Annotated in this window: 2 protein-coding genes and 1 pseudogene; 2 read left to right on the top strand and 1 reads right to left on the bottom strand. The window is 41.2% G+C overall.

Annotation, left to right across the window (positions count from 1 at the left end):
* Positions 1 to 526: 526 nt before the first annotated feature.
* Positions 527 to 703: pseudogene (locus tag ACKTT2_RS00185) on the top strand (helix-turn-helix transcriptional regulator); the annotation flags it as partial.
* 41 nt (positions 704 to 744) lie between these two features.
* On the opposite strand, the gene ACKTT2_RS00180 reads toward ACKTT2_RS00185, so the two are convergent.
* Positions 745 to 1,305 (bottom strand): hypothetical protein, encoded by a 561-nt coding sequence (locus ACKTT2_RS00180; RefSeq protein ID WP_407882772.1) that lies wholly within the window; start codon positions 1,303 to 1,305, stop codon positions 745 to 747.
* A 1,154-nt stretch (positions 1,306 to 2,459) separates the two neighbouring features.
* On the opposite strand from ACKTT2_RS00180, the gene ACKTT2_RS00175 reads away from it, so the two are divergent.
* Positions 2,460 to 3,579 (top strand): DUF4912 domain-containing protein (locus ACKTT2_RS00175; RefSeq protein WP_407882770.1); only part of this gene is annotated, 1,120 nt, incomplete at its 3' end.

The raw sequence follows: 3,579 nt of genomic DNA, 5'->3' as shown, positions 1-3,579 counted from the left end.
CCCAACATTTAATTGAATTATAACGAAACCCAACATTTAATTGAATTATAACGAAACCCAACATTTAATTGAATTATAACGAAACCCAACATTTAATTGAATTATAACGAAACCCAACATTTAATTGAATTATAACGAAACCCAACATTTAATTGAATTATAACGAAACCCAACATTTAATTGAATTATAACGAAACCCAACATTTAATTGAATTATAACGAAACCCAACATTTAATTGAATTATAACGAAACCCAACATTTAATTGAATTATAACGAAACCCAACATTTAATTGAATTATAACGAAACCCAACATTTAATTGAATTATGGAGTTTCCTTTAATCGAAGTATTGGATTTCATTTCGTTTTACCAACCTACACAATACGTTTTTCAATTTAATATTCACCTTATAAAGGATTTCTTATTAAGATTTTTATAGATATAAACAAGCAGAACCGAAAAAAATTGTATCATATATATTGCAAGAGAATCTGAGAATCTATATAAACCAGAAGCTAACATTAGTGAGAGTACCAACACCAGTAAAAATTTCATCTAGAGAATTAGAAGCACGTGGCTGGACACCGAAAGATTTAGTAGAAATTATGAGTTGTCCAGTTCAAACCATCAACGAAATTATCCGAGGAAGTAAGCAAATTACATCAGAAATAGCTATTGAACTCTCCCAAGCTTTAGGGAATTCTCCTGAGTTCTGGACAAACCTTGAGGCAAAATATCGTCTTCATCTAGCAGGAAAAGAAAAAAAGGCTTCTGCTAATTCTGCTTCTTCTACCTTCAATGCTCCTGATGCTCTTAATAACCAAACCATCGAGCCTACTGGCACTGGAAGGTCTACTACTTCTATAACAACTAGTAGCAAATCAGGTTCCCAAACAAATGCATCCCACCAAAACCATGTGCGTTGGTTAAAGGGGTCATCGCTAGATTCAAACCAGCTAATCCAATCCATTACAGACCATTTTTCTTCTTCCTCTTGAATTTGTTGTTGTTTGTGGGAAAGCGTGTGCCATCTGATTAAATCTTCCTCCTCCTCTTCCAAAGTGCGTTCAGGCGCACAGGTTTTAACAAACCAATCCGGTAGTTTCTTTCTCCATTCGTCTTCGGATAACCAAACCGTTTCGTACTGTTGGAGTACTATCCCAAGAATTTCGCGACAATTTTGTAAGACGACACTCGCATTACCTCGACAGTGAACCTTGAACAGTAATAGTGCAACTCCCTCCACCGTATCATCTTGTAAAGCACCAAACTGTAAATGTCTAAGTTCGTCTTTGGGTTTCATGGCAATATAAGCCTACCTTGGTGAGGTTCTTAGAAAATGGCTGTCAACGCCGTTCTATTCTTTAATAAAGACAAATACTTATTTCAGCATACAAGATTAGTTTGACTATTCCTACTTATACCAAGCTGAAATAAAGAATTGCGACAGTTCTTAGTGTGAAATTTGTAGATTGGTTTTGTGGTTGCAAGAGATGTGTCTGTATCTTGGCTTCTAAGAATTGCCATGATTTCAACCACATCATTTTCAATGCGGTAATAGATGCTATGCACACCACATACACTGCGGCGATAGCCTTTACGAATAAAATCAACTTCGGGGTATAAATAGAGCTGTGCAGCTATCTAGCTACAAGTGTTTGGATCTTCACAATCCGATCCCGCCTCATTTTTCTGGGAGGGATCGCGGTACTTTCCCTAAATGTCATGATTTTATGACATAAACATAGCTATTTGATACTAAAAACGCTCCCCAACAAGTTGAATATCATGTTTTCATGACATAGCGATCCCCGAATAGGTAATAAATCCGTAGAAAAGGTAAAAGTGTATCGCGAACCCCCTTGATCCCTACAGGGGGTTATTAGCTAATATTCACTTAACAAAGGTTCCTCTACTCCCGAAGAAAAATGTGCTGATTTTGGCATAGTAGGGAATAGGAAAGGAGTCTTTAGACCCTGGTCGAGAACCTCACGACTAAGGTCGGGAGCTAGGTGAAATTCTGAATCTGGCAAGCTTATCTTTTTGCAAGGTCGTGTTTGAGAAGTATAGCAATATACTACAGCGTATCTGTGCATTTCAAGTTTGCAGGTTCGGGCTATTAATTCAGGTTTAGACCAGCGTCGGAGTGGGAAGTCACGCCTTAAGGTTTTGGCATATCGCATTTAATTCTCATATAAAAGAAGAAGCAATAGCCTCAACACTAGGGAAAAGAAGCGTAAATCTTCTCCGTCGTGCTTTCCATTCCACATACCGAATGTGGGTTATCTGGGAAAAATTTTTTGACCTGCAATTTAAAAAAACACGCTTGTAAAGTTAGAAAACTCGGCAAAACCAGGAGTCAGGAATTAAGAAGTTCATCTGGGTTTTGATGGCACAATATAGCCGCGTTTAACCAGGGGATATTAAGAACCTTTCAAACGACTGGAGGCCAAAATCATGGCAAAAGAACGCCCACCACTAGAAGAGATGACGTTGCGGCAGCTACGTAGAGTAGCTAGCGAGTATGCCATCTCCCGATATAGCAGAATGCGGAAATCGCAATTGCTGGCAGCAATTCAAGAAGTCCAGCGCAGTAAAGTTTCTCTCAGCCAATCTCGTTCACTGGAGGCACAGGAAACCGTGGAAGCAGCTAAATTTGAGTTAGGTCAGGTAGATCGTACTGGTGGAACTCTTTCTGATGTTGATGAAGGACTCCCGGATCTGCCTGCAGGTTATGGAGAAAGTCGTATTGTCCTCATGCCTCGCGATCCTCAGTGGGCTTATACCTACTGGGATATTCCTAATGACCATAAAGAAGAATTGCGTCGTCAAGGCGGACAACAATTAGCTCTCCGGATCTATGATGTCACCGATGTCAGCTTGGATTATCAAAGCCCTCACAGCATCCAAGAATATCCTTGTGATGAGCTAGCAAGGGAATGGTATCTTCCCGTTCCAGTTAGCGATCGCGACTACGTAATTGACATTGGTTATCGTTGTGGTGATGGTCGTTGGTTAGTCCTAGCTCGTTCTGCACCCGTCCACGTTCCTCCTGTCTATCCTTCTGACTGGATTGAAGATGCCTTCATCACTGTCAACTTTGAGGAAGATTTGCGCGGCAAAACCTTCTACGAACTCGTTCCTCCTGCCAAGAAAGTTGCTGCTGCTGCTGCTGGTACTGCAACCAATGGCAACGCAATTTACGACCAAATCTTTGGCTTGGCGGAGTCTGCCGAAGCTTTACGGGTTGCAGGCTCTGTGTTTGGTTCCATGCAACACGTTCCTGGCTCTGTGGTTCCACAGCAAGCCATCAGTTCCTACGTCTTCCCCTCTGGCGTCGGTATGTGGGCAGTGCCTACTGTGTCCGGCTTGACAGAATCTGGTATCGGTATGTTTGCATCTGGTGCTGGCTTCTCTGGCGACGTACCCATGCGTCCTCGCAAGTTCTGGTTAATTGCTGATGCTGAATTGATTGTTTACGGTGCAACTGAACCTGATGCGACTGTAACAATTGGCGGTCGTCCAATTAAACTGAATCCAGATGGTACTTTCCGCTTCCAGATGTCCTTCCAAGATG

The sequence above is a fragment of the Scytonema hankhaensis NUACC26 genome, assembly GCF_045865695.1.
Taxonomy (GTDB): domain Bacteria; phylum Cyanobacteriota; class Cyanobacteriia; order Cyanobacteriales; family Nostocaceae; genus Scytonema.
Note: the sequence above shows the minus strand (reverse complement) of the source record. Positions and strands in the feature narration are given on the sequence as shown.